Genomic DNA, 15,415 nt, shown 5'->3' with positions numbered 1-15,415 from the left:
CCGGCCATCGGCCGATCATAGCTCAGCCGGCCCTCCGGGGCACCCCTCGGGGGCCGCCCGATTGGCCGGTCAAAGCCGGCCGGCCGCGCGCCGCAGTCTACTTCAGACCCCGGATGACCTGGATATTATGGTCGCGGATCTTTTTGCGCAGCGTGTTGCGGTTCAGGCCCAGCATATGCGCGGCCTTGATCTGGTTGCCGCGCGTGGCCGCCAGGCTGAGCGAGATCAGCGGGATTTCCAGCTCGCGCAGCATGCGGTCATACAGGCCGGGCGGCGGCAGGTCGTCGCCCTGGGCGGAGAAATACTTGGTCAGGTGCCGCTCGATGGCGCCGGTCAGCGTCTCTTCTTCGCTGGGCTCGGCGCTGCGCGGCGCCTGCGGCGGCTCGGCCAGCTCATTGTCGATCACTTCGACGCCGATGACGTCATCGGCATACAGGGCCGCCAGGCGGCGCACCAGGTTTTCCAGCTCGCGCACGTTGCCCGGCCAGCGGTAGCGGCGCAGACGGTCCATCGCCTCCGAGGACACGGTCTTGAGCGGCAAGCCCTGCACGGAGGCCTGGTTGAGGAAGTGGCGGACAAGGTCCTGGATATCGTCGCTGCGTTCGCGCAGCGGCGGCAGCCGCAACGGCACGACGTTCAGACGATAGAACAGATCTTCGCGGAACAGACCCTGGTTCACGGCCTGGCGCAGATCGCGATTGGTGGCGGCGACAATCCGCACATCGGTACGGATCGGCGTCCGGCCGCCGACGGTGGTGTATTCGCCCTGCTGCAGGACGCGCAACAGACGCGTCTGCGCCTCGATCGGCATGTCGCCGATCTCGTCGAGGAACAGTGTGCCGCCTTCAGCCTGCTCGAAGCGGCCCGCATAGCGGCTGGCGGCGCCGGTGAAGGCGCCCTTCTCATGGCCGAACAGCTCGCTTTCGATCAGTTCGCGCGGAATGGCGGCCATGTTCAGCGCCACGAACGGTCCGTTGCGACGCTTGCCATAATCGTGCAGCGCGCGCGCCACCAGTTCCTTGCCGGTACCGGACTCGCCATAGATCAGCACGGTGAGATCCGTACCCATCAGACGCGCCATCACGCGGTAGATTTCCTGCATCGCCGGCGAGCGGCCGATCAGCGGCAGCTTTTCCTCGTCGGCGGCCTGCTCCTCGGCTTCCGACGGCATCGCCTTAGGCTGGCTCAGTGCACGTTCGACAACGCGCAGCAGTTCTTTCAGGTCAAACGGCTTGGGCAGGTAGTCATAGGCACCGCGTTCGGCGGCCTTGACGGCAGTGAGCAGCGTCTTCTGCGCGCTCATCACGATGATCGGCAGTTCGGGGCGGATGCGCTTGATGCGCGGCAGCAGATCCAGGCCATTCTCGTCGGGCATCACCACATCGGTGATGATCAGTTCACCCTCGCCTTCCGATGCCCAGCGCCACAAGGTTGCGGCATTGCCGGTCGAGCGCACCTGGTAGCCGACGCGGCCGAGCGCCTGATCCAGCACGGTGCGGATCGAGCGATCGTCGTCGGCGACGAGAATGGTGCCCTTATTACTCATTCTAACTCTCCGGATTCATCCGTCGCCGAGGTATGGACCGGCAGGCGGGCACTAAAGATGGTACGGCGGGGGCGACTGTCACACTCGATAACGCCCCCGTGATCGCCAATGATCTTGGCAACCAATGCAAGACCGAGGCCAGAGCCGCTGGCCTTGGTTGTCACGAACGGATCGAACAGATGAAGGCGGATATCCTCGGGCACGCCGGGACCGTTATCCTGCACCGTCACTTCCAGCGGCAAATGCAACCGGTCGCGCGAGCCGCGCACCGCGAGTCGCACGCCATGCCTGTAGGCCGTGGTCAGCACGATTTCGCCACCCGGATCGTCGCCAATGGCCTCTGCTGCATTCTTCACCAGATTCAGGAAGATCTGGACCAGCTGGTCGCGGCTGCCATTCACCGGCGGCAGCGACGGATCGTAGCGCTCGACGAAGCGCAGATGCTTGGCAAAGCCAGCCTGGGCCACCTTGCGCACATGCTCCAGAACCTGGTGAATATTCACCGGTCCGCGGTCGATGCGCTTGTCGGAAAAGACTTCCATGCTGTCGACCAGCGCGCAGATGCGGTCGGTCTCGTCGCAGATCAGACGGGTCAGCTCGCGGTCGGCCTGACTGCAATTGGCTTCCAGCAACTGCGCCGCGCCGCGAATGCCGCTGAGCGGATTTTTCACTTCATGGGCAAGAATGGCGGCCATGCCGGTCACCGAACGCACCGCGCCGCGATGGGTCAGGGCGCGGTCGATCTTGGCCGCCATGGTGCGCTCGTCGAAGCGCACGATCACATGATCCTCGGCTTCGGGCACCGGCGAAACCTGTACGTCGACCAGGCGCTCGCCCAGACGTGGCGAACCGAGATCGACATCGTATTCCGCCACGCTGTAGCGCTCGCGGAATACCTGAGCAAACAGCTGCAGCACCGGACTGCCGAAAGGCACGAGATCGCGCAGATTCTGCCGGCACAGCACGGCGGCGCCGGAATCGAAGAACTGTTCGGCCGCCGGATTCACATAGGCGATATCGCCCTGCCGGCCGACGACGAGGATGGGATTGGGAATGGCGCCCAGGACCTGGGCCGCATCGATGCTGCTCATTTCAATTTCTATATTGTCAGCCGGCTGCATCAAGCCGCCATCCGGTCGAGCTGCGGCGCATAGAAATCGCGAATGGCCTGGCGCACCTGGCCCGGCTCCTCGATTTGCATGATGCGCGTGCGGAACTCGGCCGAACCCGGCAGACCCTTGGAATACCAGGCCACATGCTTGCGGCCGATCTTCACGCCGGTCTGCACGCCGTAATGCTCCAGCATGGCGTCATAATGTTCCAGCACGATGGCTTCCTGCTCATCCAGTGCCGGATCGGGCAGACGCACGCCGGTCTTCAGGAATTCGATGACCTGGCGCAGGAACCACGGGCGGCCATAGGCGCCGCGACCGATCATCACGCCATCGGCACCCGACTGCTCCAGCGCATCCTTCGCTTCATCCAGCGTGGTGATGTCGCCATTCACTATGACAGGTAGCGACACGGCTTCCTTCACCTTGCGCACGAAGCCCCAGTCGGCACGGCCATTGTAAAGCTGGTTGCGTGTGCGGCCATGGACGGTGAGCATCTTGATGCCTTCACCCTCGGCGATGCGCGCCAGTTCCGGCGCATTGCGATTGGCGTCGTCCCAGCCGGTGCGCATCTTCAGCGTGACGGGCAGCCTGACAGCCTTCACGGTGGCCGTGAGCAGGGTCTTCGCATGATCCAGATCGCGCATCAGCGCCGAGCCGGCATGGCCGTTGACCACCTTCTTCACCGGGCAGCCCATGTTGATATCGATCAGGGCGGCGCCGCCATCTTCATTGAGCTTCGCGGCCTCGGCCATCACATGGCCCTCGCAGCCGGCAAGCTGCACCGACATCGGGAATTCTTCCGGCAGGTTCTGTGCCATCTTCAGCGACTGACGCGAACTGCGCACCATGGCTTCCGAGGCGATCATTTCAGACACGACAAGACCGGCGCCGCTGCGCTTCACAAGACGGCGAAATGGCAAGTCCGTGACACCTGACATGGGAGCCAGGATGACGGGTTCTGCGATAGAGACGGGACCGACGTTTATGCTCATTTTTTACACAATTCCCTGGGATGCCCAGTTGTTGGTCACGATAAAGGCTTTCCTACTGCGCTGCAACATACTTCCGCAGTCGGATCATATCCGGCTCTGCCGCCCGGCCTTTGCCTGATCCGGCAGCCTCGGGTAGGTTGCCGGATATGGAAAACGCCGCGCTGATCGTCGCGGCCGGTCGCGGCAGCCGCGCCGGCGGAGAAATACCTAAACAATACCAGATGCTTGGTGGAAAATCTCTGCTGCGGCACAGCATCGAGATATTCCTGCGCCACGGGGCAATAGCACGGGTCGTGGCCGTGATCCACCCCGATGATTCCGCCGCTTATGCCGCCGCGATACAAGGCCTGGAAAATGAGCGGCGGCTAGCCCCGCCCTGCCTCGGCGGTGCCGCCCGGCAGGATAGCGTACGCCTGGGTCTTGAGGGTCTTGCTGTCGAAAAACCCGCTACCGTGCTGATCCACGACGCAGCCCGCCCATTTTTACAGCACAAACACATCGATGCCCTGTTGGAAATGCTCAAACAAGCGCCAGGTGCCGTTCTTGCCATCCCGGTTGTCGATACCTTGAAACGCGACGACCAGGGCAAGGCCCGTAGCGGCGTTGAGCGCCAGGGTCTTTGGCGGGCCCAAACCCCGCAGGCCTTCCGCTTTCCCGATATCCTGACCGCCCATCGCCAGAGTGCCGGCCTGGCGCTGACCGACGACGCCGCCGTGGCCGAGCAGGCCGGCCTCGCCGTGCGGCTGGTGCAGGGTTCCGAGGAGAATTTCAAGGTGACCGAACCCGAAGACTTCGCCCGCGCCGAGCGACAGCTGATGATCCGGCGCAGCGACATCCGTACCGGCACCGGCTTCGACGTGCATGCCTTCAGCGACGAGCCCCACCGCAAGCTGACCATCGGCGGCATTGTCGTGCCGCATGATCGCGGCCTCGCCGGCCATTCCGATGCCGATGTGGCGCTGCATGCGCTGACCGATGCGATCCTCGGCGCTTTGGGCGATGGCGATATCGGCCAGCATTTCCCGCCATCCGACCCGCGCTGGAAGAATGCCGACAGCGCCGCCTTCCTGAAACATGCCGCCGATCTGGTGGCACAACGCGATGGCATGATCGGCCATTGCGACATCACCATCATCTGCGAAGCGCCGAAGATCGGACCGCATCGCGAAGCGATGCGTCAGCGTATTGCCAGAATCATCGGCATCGGCCTCGACCGCGTCAGCGTGAAGGCGACGACAACAGAGCAACTCGGCTTCACCGGGCGGCGCGAAGGCATCGCGGCACAGGCCATCGCCACCATCCGGCTGCCGGGCTAGGACGCACAATCCCGCATGCTGTATTTCCTGCCCTTCATGATTTCCACCTTCTTCGGCGTCGGCAAGCTGCGGCCTGCCGCCGGCACCTGGGGCTCGGCGGCCGCCCTGCCCTTTGCCTGGGGCCTGCAGATGCTCGGCGGCCCATGGCTACTGATCGCCGCCGCCGTCGCCGTTTCTGTTGTCGCACTCTGGGCGATCAGGCTCTTTCTTGTGCGCTGGCCTGGCGACGATCCCGGCGAGATCGTGATCGATGAAGTCGCCGGCCAGTGGCTGACACTCGCCTTCGTGCCGCTCGATCTGTGGCATTATGCCGTCGGCTTCCTGGTCTTCCGCTTTTTCGACATCACGAAAATCTGGCCGGCCTCCTGGGCCGACCGCACGCTGAACGGTGCGCCGGGTGTGCTGGTCGACGATCTGTTCGCCGGCCTCTATGGCATGCTGGTGATGTTCGCGCTTTCCTACGTCTGGTGACCGCTATGGACGATACGCTGTTGCGCCTTGCCGAAGACCTGCTCGCCCGCTGCCGCGCCAAAGGCGCGATGCTGGCCACGGCGGAATCCTGCACCGGCGGGCTTATAGCTGCGACGCTGACCGAGATCGCCGGCTCATCGGATGTGTTCGAGCGCGGCTATGTCACCTATTCCAACGAAGCCAAGACCTATGCCATCGGCGTACCGGCCGAGATCATCGCCGGCCATGGCGCCGTGTCGGAGCCGGTGGCACGCGCCATGGCGGAAGGTGCCTTGCGCAAGAGCAATGCCCATATCGCGATTGCCTGCACCGGCATTGCCGGGCCCGGTGGCGGTTCGCCCACAAAGCCGGTGGGCCTGGTGCATATCGCCGTCGCTGGCCAGGGCCAGGAAACCATGCACCAGCGCATGACCTATGGCGAGATCGGCCGCAGCGCCGTGCGCAGCGCCACGGTGGAAGACGCGCTGACGCTGGCTGGCGAGATGCTTGAACAGATGGCGGCGGCCGCCGAAGGCTAGAGCCCGGCCAGCCGCTTCACGTCTCCCGAGGCGGCAATCGTCCCGTCGCGCACGAGGCGTTCGTGATTCTGGTCGATATCGTCCAGGCGGTAGAGATAGTTTACCATCAGGCCGGCCGACTGCTTCATGCCGTTGCGCGAGCGGTCGCCCATCCAGTTCAGGCGATGCACCTGGGAACCGTTGCTCAGGTGAAACCGCGCCACCGGATCGAGCGGTTTGCCCTTGTCGGTGCTCAGCAGATAGCGCGCGGCCAGCCGCGTCAGCACCGGCTTCAGTGCTTCGACCAGCGCGGCATTGTCGGCCCAGGCATGATCTTTCAGCAGCGCCGGCAGCATGCCCTTGGAGAAGCGCTGCCCCAAGGCATGGCTCAGCTCTTCGCGCGCCTTGCTTTCGACCAGATCCGGCGTGCCTTCGGCCACCGCCTCTTCCAGCCATTTGCGGAAGCCCGGGATCGGCGACAGCGTCGAGAACTGCTTCAGGTTCGGCAGGTCGCGCGTCAGGTCGTCGACCACGCGCTTGATCAGGAAGTTGCCAAACGAAATGCCGCGCAGGCCGACCTGGGTATTCGAGATCGAATAGAAGATCGCCGTATCGGCTTCGCGCGGGTCCAGCACCGGCGTGGCCTGATCGAGCAGCGCCTGCACATTGCCGGTAATGCCCTTGACCAGCGCGACCTCGACGAAGATCAGCGGCTCCAGCGGCATGCGCGGATGGAAGAAGGCATAGCAGCGCCGGTCGGCATCGAGGCGGTTGCGCAGGTCGTCCCAGCTTTCGATGGCATGCACGGCTTCATAGGCGATCAGCTTTTCCAGCAAAGCCGCCGGGCTGTTCCAGCTGATGCGCTGCAGCTCCAGGAAGCCGATATCGAACCAGGCGACGCACAGGTCTTCCAGATCGGCATCGATGATCGCCAGTTCCGGCACTTCCTTGCGCAGGCGCAGGGCATCGGCGCGCAGATCGACCAGGAATTTCACGCCCTGCGGCAAAGCCGTGAACTGGGTCAGCAGCCGCTGGCGCGGCGGCGTCAGCGCCATGCGCAGCTTGCGCTCCGCCTTGTGGCGGGCAATCGGCGCCTCGGCCTTCTGCAATTCGCGGATCGCGGTTTCCAGCGCCGCATCATCGGCAGCAAAATCGTTGGCCAGAACCTGCAGGAAGCTGCGCTTGCCGGCATCGTCGAGCGCCAGGTAGAGCCGGCCGAGCGCTGCCGCCCGGGCCCGCGCCGCCACCTCGCCGCCGCGCGCCTCCAGGCATTCGGCGAACAGGCCGCGCAGCCGTTCGACATCCTTGGCGTCCTTCAGGCCCTCGCGGACCAGATGGGCGGTCTCGTCGCCGCCGGCGATGCCGCGCCAGGCGCCGACCAGACTGCGCAAGCCACGCTCCAGCAGGGTGCCGGAAATCGACAGATTGGGAAGGGTTGGCAGGGCGACCATGCAGAACACTCCAGAAAAGGCTCAGGATAACGCCCGAACCGGGTCAGAGTGCCGTGATCGTAGCACCAGGCGCCAGGGATAATCCATTCTCGCCATAGAGCTGGCGCGCCCGCGTCTCGAAGGCGCCGACCATGCGCTTGACCGCTTCGTTGAACAGCAGCTCGATGGTTTTCTGCAGCAGCCTGGAGCGGAACTCGAAATCGACATAGAAGTCGATCTCGCAGCCGGTCGGGTGGGCCGAGAATATCCAGTGGTTCTTCAGGTATTTGAACGGGCCGTCGGTATATTCCACATCGATCCGCCGGGCTTCGGGACTGAGCGTCACCCGGCTGGTGAAGCGTTCGCGGAATACCTTGAAGCCGATAATCAGGTCGGCCACCACGACAGTTTCGCTGCGCTCGCGGATACGCGCGCCGATGCACCAGGGCAGGAATTTCGGGTAATGCTCGATCCCGGCGACCAGCGCATAAAGCTGGTCGGGGCGATAGGGCAGGATGCGTTTTTCCGCGTGGGTGGGCACTAGACGGCTTTGGCGGCGAACTTGGCCTCGCGAGCCGCGCGCAGGCGGGCGAAATCGTCGCCGGCATGATGCGAGGAACGGGTCAGCGGCGAGGCCGATACGGTCAGGAAGCCCTTGGAATTGGCAATCGTCGCATAGGCGGCAAACTCGTCCGGCGTGACGAAGTGCTTCACTTCGGCATGCTTGCGGGTCGGCTGCAGATATTGCCCGATGGTAATAAAATCGACATCGGCGGCGCGCATGTCGTCCATCACCTGCATGATCTCGATCTTTTCTTCACCAAGACCGACCATAAGCCCGGACTTGGTGAACATCATCGGATCGAGTTCTTTCACCCGCGCCAGGAGCTGCAGCGAGGCGAAGTAGCGCGCACCGGGACGGATGGTCGGGTAAAGCCGCGGCACGGTTTCCAGATTGTGGTTATACACATCGGGCCGTGCGGCCACGACCGCCTCGATGGCGCCGGGCTTGCGAATGAAATCGGGCGTCAGGATCTCGATGGTGGTGGTCGGCGAGGATTTGCGGATTTCCTCGATGGTGCGGACGAACTGCGACGCGCCACCATCGGGCAGGTCGTCGCGGTCGACCGAGGTAATCACCACATGATGCAGCCCGAGCTTGCCCACGGCCTCGGCCACATGGGCCGGCTCATGATGATCGACATCGCCGGGCTTGCCGGTAGCGACATTGCAGAAGGCGCAGGCGCGCGTGCAGACGGCGCCCAGGATCATCACGGTGGCATGCTTCTGCTTCCAGCATTCGCCCAGGTTCGGGCAGGCCGCTTCCTCGCAGACGGTGTTCAGGTTCAGCTCGCGCATCAGCCGGCGCGTCTCGGCCACCTCCGGCGAGGTCGGCGCCTTCACGCGAATCCAGTCCGGCTTGCGCAGCATCGGCGTGTCAGGCTTGTGGGCCTTCTCGGGATGGCGGACCGGGAGGGGATGAACGTTGATGACCACGGCAGTCTCTAATCCTGTTGGCGACCTCTGGGGCTGAGGTAGCGCAGGAGCAGTATACAGAAAAGCCCCTGCCCTCGCATCTGCCCGCAAAAGCCTAGAAATTCAGCGCCTTGCCATAGGCGTCCAGTACCGACTCATGCATCATTTCGCTGAGCGTCGGATGCGGGAAGATCGCGTGCATCAGCTCGACCTCGGTGGTCTCCAGGGTCTTGGCGATGCCGAAGCCCTGGATCAGCTCGGTGACTTCCGCGCCGATCATATGGGCGCCCAGCAGCTCGCCGGTCTTGGCGTCGAACACGGTCTTGACCAGGCCTTCCGGCTCGCCCAGCGCAATCGCCTTGCCGTTGGCGAGGAAGGGGTAGCGGCCGACCTTCACCGCATGGCCCTTGGCCTTGGCGGCGGCTTCCGTCAGGCCGACGCTGGCAACCTGCGGCGTGCAGTAGGTGCAGCCCGGGATGTTGCTGACATTGAGCGGATGCACGTCCTTCTCGCCGGCGATCTTCTCGACGCAGATCACGCCCTCATGGCCGGCCTTGTGCGCCAGCCAGGGCGGACCGGTCAGGTCGCCGATGGCATAGATGCCCGGCTCCGCCGTGCGGCTGTATTCATCCGTCACCACATGGGTCTTCTCGACCTTCACCTTGGTGGTCTCAAGTCCGATATTCTCGACATTGCCGACGATGCCGACAGCCAGGATCACGCGTTCGACGGTGATCTCGCTCTCCTTGCCGGCCTTGTCCTTCAGCACGGCGGTGACGGTGTCGCTGCCCTTCTTGAGCGCGGTGACCGTCGTGCCGAGATGAATCTTCATGCCCTGCTTCTCGAAAGCCTTCTTGGCCAGGCCGGAGATTTCCTCATCCTCGACCGGCAGCACGCGGTCCATCACTTCAACGACCGTGACTTCCGAACCGAGCTGGCGGTAGAAGCTGGCGAATTCGATGCCGATGGCACCCGAGCCGATGACCAGCAGCGACTTCGGCAGCGCCGTCGGCACCATGGCTTCCTTGTAGGTCCAGACCAGCTTGCCGTCCGGCTCCAGGCCGGGCAGCGAACGCGCGCGTGCGCCGGTGGCGAGGATGATGTGCTTGGCGGTCAGGTCGGCAACGGCCTTGCCGTCCTTGCTCACCTTGACCTTGCCGGGACCATTGAGCACGCCGACGCCGTCGAAGACGGTGATCTTGTGCTTCTTCATCAGGAACTTCACGCCGTTGGACAGTTGCGCCGCGACTTTACGCGACCGCTCCACCACCTTGGCGGTGTCGATGGTGACCTTGCCCTCGACCTTGAAGCCATAGGCTTCGGCATGCTTGATGTTGGTGTAAATCTCAGCCGAACGCAGCAGCGCCTTGGTCGGGATGCAGCCCCAGTTCAGGCAGATGCCGCCCAGATGCTCGCGCTCGATGATTGCGGTCTTCATGCCGAGCTGGGCGCCACGGATGGCGGTGGTGTAACCGCCCGGCCCGCTGCCGACCACGATCAGATCGAAACTGGTATCAGCCATGCTGGCCTCCTTAAATCAAACTGACCGCGTAATGCCGCCGTCGACGCGGATATTCTGTCCGGTGATGTAGCTCGCCTGCTCCGACAGCAGGAAGGCCACCGTATCGCTGATCTCGCGCACCGTGCCGTAACGTTTCATCGGGATGCGCGCGATGCGCTCGTCCTTCGACGGCAGGCTGTCGATAAAGCCAGGCAGCACGTTGTTCATGCGGATGCCCTGCGCCGCATACTGGTCGGCATAGACCTTGGAGAAGGCCGCCACCGCCGCGCGCACCGGACCCGAGATGGGGAAATCGCTTTCCGGCTCGAAAGTGGCATAGGTCAGCAGATTGACGAAGGCGCCACTGCCCTGCTTGAGCATCACCGGCGTCACCAGCCGCACCATGCGGATGACGGCCAGATGCACCAGCTCGAAACCGGTGGTCCAGGCGGCATCGTCCAGGTCGAGCAGCTTGCCCTTGGGCGGATGGCCGGTGTTGTTCACCACCGCATCGATGCGGCCGTACTTATCCAGCGTCAGGTCGACCAGCGCCTTGACGTCGTCCGCCTTGGCATTGGAGCCGGCCGTGCCGACGCCACCGAGGCTCTCGGCCAGCGTCTTGGCCGCACCCGAAGGCGACATGGCGGCAACGCGATAGCCATCGGCCGCCAGCTTTTTCAGAATCCCCGCACCCATGCCCTTGCCGGCACCGGTGACGATGGCAACCTTTGCTTCAGCCATCGTCAATGCCTCACAGCAGCATGGTCAGTGGGTCGTCGATGAAGCCCTTGAAGGCCTGCAGGAACTGCGCGCCGACGGCACCATCGACGGCGCGATGATCGACCGACAGCGTGCAGGTCATGATGGTGGCCGGCACGATCTGGCCATTCTTCACGATGGGGCGCTGTTCGCCGGCACCGATGGCGAGGATGCAGCCCTGCGGCGGATTGATCACCGCTTCGAACTGCTTCACGCCAAACATGCCGAGATTCGAGATCGAGAAGGTGCCGCCCTGGAATTCCTCCGGCTTCAGCTTGCCGTCCCGCGCCCGTGCAGCGAGATCTTTCATCTCGGTGGCAATCTGAGTCAGCCCCTTGCCTTCGGCCTGCTTGATGATCGGCGTGATCAGGCCGTTCGGGGTCGCCACGGCGACCGAGATATCGGCATGCTCGTAATACATCATGCCGCTGTCATCGAAGCTGGCATTGGCGGTCGGCACTTTCTTGAGCGCCAGCGCCACGGCGCGGATGACGAAGTCGTTGACGCTAATCTTGGCGTCGGTCTTGTCGTTCAGCCGCTTGCGAAGCGACAGCAGCTCGTCGATCTCGGTGTCGATGGTCAGGTAGAAATGCGGCACCGTCTGCTTGGACTCGGTCAGGCGGCGCGCGATGGTCTTGCGCATCCCTGACAGCGGCTCCAGCTTGTAGGGCATCTTGAGCAGGTCGGCGAGCTGGCGCGCGCCCGGGCCGCTGGCCACCGGCGCAGCCTTGCCGGCAGCAGCCGGAGCCGCAGCACCCGCCTTGGCGCCCGCGGGCGCCTTCTCGATATCGGCCTTGACGATACGGCCATGCGGACCGCTGCCCGACACCGCCTTGAGATCGATGCCGGCCTGTTCGGCCATGCGGCGCGCCAGCGGCGAGGCGAAGACGCGATCACGGGACTTGACCGGCGCAGTGGCAGGCGCCGCGGCCGGAGCAGCCTTGGGCGCTTCGGCCTTCTTCTCTTCCGCCTTCGGTTCGGGCTTCTTCTCTTCTGGCTTGGCGGCGGCCTTCACATCACTGGCGCTTTCGCCCTCTTCCAGCAGCACGGCAATCGGCGTGTTCACGGCCACACCCTCGGCGCCCTCGGCCACCAGTATCTTGCCGATCTTGCCTTCATCGACGGCTTCGAATTCCATCGTCGCCTTGTCGGTCTCGATCTCGGCGATGATGTCGCCGGACTTGACCGCGTCGCCTTCCTTCTTGTGCCACTTCGCCAGCTTGCCCTCGGTCATCGTGGGCGAGAGCGCCGGCATCAGGATTTCGATCGGCATCCTTCAGGCCCTCCCTTACTTGCGGTAGCAGACGGCTTTCGCCGCCGCGACGATTTCCGGCACCGTGACCAGGGCCAGCTTTTCCAGGTTGGCGGCATAGGGCATCGGCACGTCCTTGCCATGCACGCGCACCACCGGCGCATCCAGGTAATCGAAGGCCTCTTCCATGATGATGGCCGCGATCTCAGACCCGATGCCGGACTGCGGGAAGCCTTCCTCGATGGTGACGAGGCGGTTGGTCTTCTTGACAGATTCGACAATGGTGGCGCGGTCCATCGGACGGATGGTGCGCAGGTCGATCACTTCGGCGTCGATGCCCTCTTCGGCCAGCTTTTCGGCCGCCGCCAGCGCATGGCCGACCGCAATCGAATAGCCCACCAGCGTCACATCCTTGCCCTTGCGGGCAATGCGCGCCTTGCCGATCGGCACGATGTAATCGTCCAGCTTCGGCACCTCGAAGCTGCGGCCATAGAGGATTTCGTTCTCCAGGAAGATCACCGGATTGGGATCGCGGATCGCCGCCTTGATCAGGCCCTTGAAATCGGCAGCGCTGTAGGGCGCGACCACCTTGAGACCCGGAATATGCGAATACCAGGCGGCATAATCCTGGCTGTGCTGGGCGGCGACGCGCGCCGCCGCGCCGTTCGGACCGCGGAAGACAATCGAGCTGCCCATCTGGCCACCCGACATATAGAGCGTCTTGGCCGCCGAATTGACGATCTGGTCGATGGCCTGCATCGAGAAATTGAACGTCATGAATTCGACGATCGGCTTCAGGCCGTAGAAGGACGCGCCGACACCCAGGCCGGCAAAGCCCTGCTCGGTGATCGGCGTATCGATCACGCGGTCGGGGCCGAACTCGTCCAGCATGCCCTGGCTGATCTTGTAGGCGCCCTGGTACTGGGCGACTTCCTCTCCCATCAGGAAGACCTTCGGGTCGCGGCGCATCTCTTCCGACATGCCTTCGCGGATCGCCTCGCGCACGGTCATGCTGACGAACTGCGTGCCTTCGGGAATGGCGGGATCCTTCAGCTCCGGCGCCGGAGTCTTGGCCGCGGTGACGGCAGACTCGACAGCCTTCTCTTCCTTGGGGGCTTCGGCCTTCGGGGCCGGCGCTTCCGCCTTCTTGGCCGGAGCCGCACCGGCTGCCTCGCCTTCGCCGCGCAAAGACGCGATCGGCGTGTTCACGGCGACGCCCTCGGTGCCTTCGGCGACCAGGATCTTCTCCAGCACACCCTCGTCGACGGCTTCGAATTCCATCGTCGCCTTGTCGGTCTCGATCTCGGCGATGATATCGCCGGCCTTGACCTCTTCGCCTTCGCGCTTATGCCATTTGGCCAGCTTGCCTTCGGTCATCGTGGGCGACAGGGCAGGCATCAGAATCTCAATGGACATCGTTAAATCCTCCTGCCCGCTTCACGCTTCGACATAGACGTCGGTCCACAGCTCCGACGCATCGGGCTCGGGACTGCTCTGCGCGAAATCGGCAGACTTCTGCACGATGTCCTTGACCTCCTTGTCGATGGCCTTCAGCGCATCCTCGTCGGTCATCTTGTTGTTCAGCAGCAGCGCCCGCACCTGGTCGATCGGATCGTGCTCCGAGCGCATCTTGCTCACTTCGTCCTTCGAGCGGTATTTCGCCGGATCGGACATCGAATGGCCGCGATAACGGTAGGTCATCATTTCCAGGATGACCGGGCCCTTGCCGGCGCGGCAATGGGCGACGGCTTCCTCGCCGGCTTCCTTCACGGCCGTTACGCTCATGCCATCAACCTGGCGGCCGGCGATGCCGAAGCTTTCGCCGCGCTTGTACAGCGCCGGCTGGGCCGAAGAGCGGGCCACCGAGGTGCCCATCGCATACTGGTTGTTCTCGATCACATAGATGACCGGCAGCTTCCACAGCTCGGCCATATTGAAGCTCTCGTAGACCTGGCCCTGATTGGACGAGCCGTCGCCGAAGTAGCAGAAGGTCACATTGTCGGTCTTGTTGTACTTCTGGGCGAAGGCCAGACCGGTGCCCAGCGGCACCTGGGCGCCGACGATGCCGTGGCCGCCATAGAAATGCTTCTCGCGGCTAAACATGTGCATCGAGCCGCCCTTGCCCTTGGAATAGCCGCCGGCGCGCCCGGTGAGTTCGGCCATCACGCCGTTCGGGTCCATGCCGGTGGCCAGCATATGGCCGTGATCCCGGTAGGAGGTGATGACGGCATCGCCGAGCTTGGCGCAGGCCTGCAGGCCGACGACCACCGCTTCCTGGCCGATATAGAGGTGGCAGAAGCCACCGATCAGGCCCATGCCGTAGAGCTGGCCGGCTTTTTCCTCAAAGCGGCGGATCAGCAGCATGTCGCGGTAATAGTTGAGCAGGTCCTTGGCAGGCGGCAGTTTGCCACCCTTGGCCGCATCCGCGGCCTTGCCCGGTTTCGCCATCGTTTCTCTCCCGACTGAAGCTCAGACGGCCCCTTTTACGCAGGGGCATTGGCCGGTACCGTAACACCGGCCGGGAGCGAAGATGACGGCTAAATTCAGTTAAAACAACGGCTTTTGGCTGATTAACTTGATTTCAGTTAATCGGCGCAATTCCGTTACCGGAAAGGGCCGTTTCAGCGTCTGAGAATTACCAGCTCGCCCGGGCGCAGCAGGCCCAGAACCCGTTTGCCCTGTTCGTCCAGCATGTCGGCATCCAGCTTGTCGGTGCGCAGCAGGGCAACCCGGCGCTCGATGGTCTTGCGCTCGGCCGTCACCTCGGCCAGCGCCGCCCTGGTGTCCTGGATCTGCAGGGTCAGCCGCGTATAGGCGTTGATGCCATGTTCGCCTTCCATCGCGTGGTAGGCGAAGTAACCAATGGCGGCAAAACAGATAACCGGCACAATGGCCGCCAGCGAATGGCGGCGTATTTCACGAACAGCGCTCATGATTCGAATCGAATCATATCCGAGTCGCCGGGTCAAACCTTTTCCGAGTCGGACTCAAGATTCTCACACGAGAATCAACAGATTAGGCTGAATTCCGGATCTTGGCCCCGAACTGCCTTCCCCGCTG

15 protein-coding genes are annotated in these 15,415 nt (G+C 63.7%); 3 read left to right on the top strand and 12 right to left on the bottom strand.

Annotated elements, in window-relative coordinates; translation table 11 throughout:
* Window positions 1-97 precede the first annotated feature (97 nt).
* Genes ntrC through dusB form a run of 3 tightly spaced genes read right to left on the bottom strand, consistent with a single transcriptional unit; the run spans window position 98 to window position 3,653 of the window.
* A complete protein-coding gene (ntrC, locus tag AC1ROT_RS19675) occupies window positions 98-1,546 on the bottom strand; it encodes a nitrogen regulation protein NR(I) (RefSeq protein ID WP_492970842.1) in 1,449 nt (482 codons plus the stop codon).
* On the bottom strand, window positions 1,543-2,637 hold the full coding sequence (locus AC1ROT_RS19670) for a two-component system sensor histidine kinase NtrB (RefSeq protein ID WP_492970843.1): 1,095 nt from the start codon (window positions 2,635-2,637) through the stop codon (window positions 1,543-1,545). Before AC1ROT_RS19670 ends, ntrC begins: the two co-directional genes overlap by 4 nt.
* A 29-nt stretch (window positions 2,638-2,666) precedes the next feature.
* Window positions 2,667-3,653, bottom strand: a complete 987-nt coding sequence (gene dusB / locus AC1ROT_RS19665; RefSeq protein WP_493001045.1) for a tRNA dihydrouridine synthase DusB — start codon at window positions 3,651-3,653, stop codon at window positions 2,667-2,669.
* A 146-nt stretch (window positions 3,654-3,799) separates the two neighbouring features.
* Here dusB and AC1ROT_RS19660 point away from each other — a divergent pair, with 146 nt between their 5' ends.
* Genes AC1ROT_RS19660 through AC1ROT_RS19650 form a run of 3 tightly spaced genes read left to right on the top strand, consistent with a single transcriptional unit; the run spans window position 3,800 to window position 5,958 of the window.
* Window positions 3,800-4,969 (top strand): bifunctional 2-C-methyl-D-erythritol 4-phosphate cytidylyltransferase/2-C-methyl-D-erythritol 2,4-cyclodiphosphate synthase, encoded by a 1,170-nt coding sequence (locus tag AC1ROT_RS19660; protein ID WP_493001044.1) that lies wholly within the window; start codon window positions 3,800-3,802, stop codon window positions 4,967-4,969.
* Between the two features lie 15 nt (window positions 4,970-4,984).
* Window positions 4,985-5,440 (top strand): phosphatidylglycerophosphatase A family protein, encoded by a 456-nt coding sequence (locus tag AC1ROT_RS19655; protein WP_492970846.1) that lies wholly within the window; start codon window positions 4,985-4,987, stop codon window positions 5,438-5,440.
* 5 nt (window positions 5,441-5,445) lie between these two features.
* Window positions 5,446-5,958 carry a CinA family protein gene (locus AC1ROT_RS19650; RefSeq protein ID WP_493001042.1) on the top strand — a complete coding sequence of 171 codons (513 nt, stop codon included), beginning with the start codon at window positions 5,446-5,448 and terminating at the stop codon, window positions 5,956-5,958.
* Here AC1ROT_RS19650 and AC1ROT_RS19645 read toward each other — a convergent pair.
* The 9 genes from AC1ROT_RS19645 to AC1ROT_RS19605 form a co-directional block, all read right to left on the bottom strand.
* The gene (locus AC1ROT_RS19645; RefSeq protein ID WP_493001040.1) at window positions 5,955-7,388 is read right to left on the bottom strand and encodes a malonyl-CoA decarboxylase; all 1,434 of its coding nucleotides are present in this window, start codon (window positions 7,386-7,388) and stop codon (window positions 5,955-5,957) included. The genes AC1ROT_RS19650 and AC1ROT_RS19645 overlap by 4 nt on opposite strands.
* Before the next feature lie 43 nt (window positions 7,389-7,431).
* Window positions 7,432-7,908: a type II toxin-antitoxin system RatA family toxin gene (locus tag AC1ROT_RS19640; protein ID WP_492970849.1), complete on the bottom strand. Its 477-nt coding sequence runs from the start codon at window positions 7,906-7,908 to the stop codon at window positions 7,432-7,434.
* Entirely contained in the window at window positions 7,908-8,864 is a 957-nt protein-coding gene (gene lipA, locus AC1ROT_RS19635) for a lipoyl synthase (RefSeq protein WP_493001038.1), read from the bottom strand. The genes AC1ROT_RS19640 and lipA overlap by 1 nt, the downstream gene beginning before the upstream one ends.
* A 94-nt stretch (window positions 8,865-8,958) precedes the next feature.
* Window positions 8,959-10,365 carry a dihydrolipoyl dehydrogenase gene (lpdA, locus tag AC1ROT_RS19630; RefSeq protein WP_493001036.1) on the bottom strand — a complete coding sequence of 469 codons (1,407 nt, stop codon included), beginning with the start codon at window positions 10,363-10,365 and terminating at the stop codon, window positions 8,959-8,961.
* A 15-nt stretch (window positions 10,366-10,380) separates the two neighbouring features.
* Complete coding sequence (locus tag AC1ROT_RS19625) at window positions 10,381-11,085, bottom strand: SDR family oxidoreductase (protein WP_493001034.1); 705 nt, start codon at window positions 11,083-11,085, stop codon at window positions 10,381-10,383.
* A 10-nt stretch (window positions 11,086-11,095) separates the two neighbouring features.
* Window positions 11,096-12,376: a pyruvate dehydrogenase complex dihydrolipoamide acetyltransferase gene (locus tag AC1ROT_RS19620; protein ID WP_493001032.1), complete on the bottom strand. Its 1,281-nt coding sequence runs from the start codon at window positions 12,374-12,376 to the stop codon at window positions 11,096-11,098.
* Window positions 12,377-12,391: 15 nt separating this feature from the next.
* The gene (locus AC1ROT_RS19615; protein WP_493001030.1) at window positions 12,392-13,771 is read right to left on the bottom strand and encodes a pyruvate dehydrogenase complex E1 component subunit beta; all 1,380 of its coding nucleotides are present in this window, start codon (window positions 13,769-13,771) and stop codon (window positions 12,392-12,394) included.
* Window positions 13,772-13,792: 21 nt separating this feature from the next.
* Entirely contained in the window at window positions 13,793-14,803 is a 1,011-nt protein-coding gene (pdhA, locus tag AC1ROT_RS19610; RefSeq protein WP_492970855.1) for a pyruvate dehydrogenase (acetyl-transferring) E1 component subunit alpha, read from the bottom strand.
* A 173-nt stretch (window positions 14,804-14,976) separates the two neighbouring features.
* Window positions 14,977-15,288, bottom strand: a complete 312-nt coding sequence (locus AC1ROT_RS19605) for an FtsB family cell division protein (RefSeq protein ID WP_493001029.1) — start codon at window positions 15,286-15,288, stop codon at window positions 14,977-14,979.
* Between the last annotated feature and the right edge of the window lie 127 nt (window positions 15,289-15,415).

This window comes from Ferrovibrio sp. GW821-FHT12E11, assembly GCF_058806975.1.
The sequence above is the reverse complement of the archived record's forward strand: the minus strand, read 5'-3'. Positions and strand labels throughout refer to the sequence as shown.

What these genes read in the sequence shown, in the direction of transcription:
- ntrC (WP_492970842.1), bottom strand. Translation starts at nt 1,546, where the DNA reads ATGAGTAATAAGGGCACCATTCTCGTCGCCGACGACGATCGCTCGATC.
- AC1ROT_RS19670 (WP_492970843.1), bottom strand. Translation starts at nt 2,637, where the DNA reads ATGAGCAGCATCGATGCGGCCCAGGTCCTGGGCGCCATTCCCAATCCC.
- dusB (WP_493001045.1), bottom strand. Translation starts at nt 3,653, where the DNA reads ATGAGCATAAACGTCGGTCCCGTCTCTATCGCAGAACCCGTCATCCTG.
- AC1ROT_RS19660 (WP_493001044.1), top strand. Translation starts at nt 3,800, where the DNA reads ATGGAAAACGCCGCGCTGATCGTCGCGGCCGGTCGCGGCAGCCGCGCC.
- AC1ROT_RS19655 (WP_492970846.1), top strand. Translation starts at nt 4,985, where the DNA reads ATGCTGTATTTCCTGCCCTTCATGATTTCCACCTTCTTCGGCGTCGGC.
- AC1ROT_RS19650 (WP_493001042.1), top strand. Translation starts at nt 5,446, where the DNA reads ATGGACGATACGCTGTTGCGCCTTGCCGAAGACCTGCTCGCCCGCTGC.
- AC1ROT_RS19645 (WP_493001040.1), bottom strand. Translation starts at nt 7,388, where the DNA reads ATGGTCGCCCTGCCAACCCTTCCCAATCTGTCGATTTCCGGCACCCTG.
- lpdA (WP_493001036.1), bottom strand. Translation starts at nt 10,365, where the DNA reads ATGGCTGATACCAGTTTCGATCTGATCGTGGTCGGCAGCGGGCCGGGC.
- AC1ROT_RS19625 (WP_493001034.1), bottom strand. Translation starts at nt 11,085, where the DNA reads ATGGCTGAAGCAAAGGTTGCCATCGTCACCGGTGCCGGCAAGGGCATG.
- AC1ROT_RS19620 (WP_493001032.1), bottom strand. Translation starts at nt 12,376, where the DNA reads ATGCCGATCGAAATCCTGATGCCGGCGCTCTCGCCCACGATGACCGAG.
- AC1ROT_RS19615 (WP_493001030.1), bottom strand. Translation starts at nt 13,771, where the DNA reads ATGTCCATTGAGATTCTGATGCCTGCCCTGTCGCCCACGATGACCGAA.
- pdhA (WP_492970855.1), bottom strand. Translation starts at nt 14,803, where the DNA reads ATGGCGAAACCGGGCAAGGCCGCGGATGCGGCCAAGGGTGGCAAACTG.
- AC1ROT_RS19605 (WP_493001029.1), bottom strand. Translation starts at nt 15,288, where the DNA reads ATGAGCGCTGTTCGTGAAATACGCCGCCATTCGCTGGCGGCCATTGTG.